Here is a 2,062-nt window from a genome sequence, read left to right as displayed (position 1 = left end):
TTTACCTGTAGGAACCCGCCGAAGAACACCAGGGCTCAGAAGAGAAGAAGTAGCTCAACTAGCCGGTGTGAGTCTTAAGTTTGATCAAAAGGGCCTCGAAATACTATTCGAAGGGGCAACAAAAGCTAGAGGCGATAAATCATGAGTGCGGTTTCAGTAGGCGAAATCGTCGCACGCCTTGAACTTGATTCAGCGCAATTTAGCGCCGGTGTCTCGCAGGCGGAGAACCAAATGCAGCAGATGGGCAATTCGGCGCAGTCGCTTAGTAAACAAATGGGGCTTATCCAAACGGCTGCCCTAGCGGTAGGCGGCGCAGTAGTCGCAGGCATCGGCGTATCGGTCAAGACCGCAGCCGACTTCGAGCAAGCAATGTCGAAGGTTCAGTCGATTTCGGGTGCTACCGGACAGGACTTCCAAGACCTTCAGAACGTCGCGCTAAAGCTCGGGGAAACGACGAAATTTACGGCGACCGAAGCGGCGGACGGCCTACGATACTTAGCGATGGCGGGCTTCAGCGTTAAGGATCAGATCGGTTCACTACCGGCGGTTTTAAACATGGCGGCTGCGGCAAACGTCGACATGGGCGTATCGGCCGACATCGTATCGAATATCATGACCGGATTTGGGATTGCGTCGGAAGATTCAACGTACGCAGTTGACGTGTTAGTTAAAACGATGACGACGGCCAACACGGACCTATTACAGCTCGGGGACGCAATGAAATACGTAGCACCGGTATCTACTGCGCTCGGCTTTAGCTTCGAAGAAACAGCGGCAGCCGTTGCGAAAATGTCCGACGCAGGTATTCAAGGATCGATGGCCGGTACAGCATTACGGGCGGGCATGTTGCGACTTGCTAATCCGGTAGGACGCGCAGCCAAAGTAATGCAAGCCTACGGAATCGAAGTCGAAACGGCTGACGGAAAGATGAAGTCGTTGCCGGATATTATCGACCATTTAAATTCGAAGTTTGGCGATCTTGGCCAAGCGGAAAAGACGGCGGCTATTGCGTCATTAGTCGGAACGGAAGCGGCATCGGGATTCGTTTCGTTGCTTGCGGTTGGATCGGATGAGATTCGAAGATATACGAAGGCACTCGAAGAATCGGGCGGCACGGCGGATCGTGTAGCAAAGACGCAGATGGATAACCTTAAGGGATCGTTCGAAGAACTTAAATCGGCACTCGAAGGCGTCGGTATTAAGCTCGGAAACGAATTCTTACCGCATATACGGTCAATCGTCGATCAAGGCACGAAGTTGGTCGGAGTATTCAGTAAGGTCAACCCTAGCGTCGTAGCGACAGGTCTTGCGATGGCAGGGACGTCAGCAGCGATCGCTTTGACGGCTTCTTCTGCGATAAAACTCGGCTTTGCATTGCGCGGGTTGTTCGCAGCGATGGGCCCGGCGGGCTGGATCATAACGGGCCTTTCGGTACTTGGCGGCTTATTAGTCGGGGTTAGTGCGGGTTACAAAGCGCTAAACACCGTCAGCCTTGACGCGGCAAACGCGAAGCAAAAGGAAGTCGACGGAATCAACAAGACGATTAAAGAGTACGACGGCTTGCAGGCGAAGATGAAGCTGACGAACGATGAGATTCTGCGCTACTTAGACAACAAGGACGCGCTGGCTAACGAGAGAGACTCGGCTGCGATTAAAAAGCTAAACGCAGAACAAGACGGCCTTCGTAAAAGTTCGGGCCTTACGAACGAAGAGTTCGACCGGTTCCTCAAATTGAACGATCAGATTATCAAGAAGTCTCCGGAAACTGAAGCGGCTTTCTCGGCGCAAGGTAATGCGATCGCTAAGAATACCGAGGCGATGAAACGTTTGAGTGCGGAGAAATACGAAGAACTAAGCATAGAACTAGAGAAACAAGCAACAATCGCTGAACGAAACGAGGACCAAAACTTGGCGAAGGTTACGGAGCTACAAACCGGTATAAATAAACTTAAACGTGAAAGAAACGACTTAGAAGACGACCTAGCTAAACAAAAAAGCCTCATTCTTCAAAAAGAAATGGAGCTTCAGAGTGCACCTCGTAAATGTCGCATAGTGATCGGTT

1 protein-coding gene is annotated in these 2,062 nt (G+C 51.3%); it reads left to right on the top strand.

Annotated elements, in window-relative coordinates; genetic code table 11:
• Positions 1-141: 141 nt before the first annotated feature.
• A partial coding sequence (locus V7L95_RS03935; protein ID WP_340968091.1) for a phage tail tape measure protein occupies positions 142-2,062 on the top strand: 1,921 nt, incomplete at its 3' end.

It is taken from the genome of Bacillus sp. PPSBB_11 (assembly GCF_038023285.1).
Taxonomy (GTDB): domain Bacteria; phylum Bacillota; class Bacilli; order Bacillales; family Bacillaceae; genus Bacillus; species Bacillus altitudinis.
This window is presented reverse-complemented; position numbering and strand designations above follow the sequence as displayed.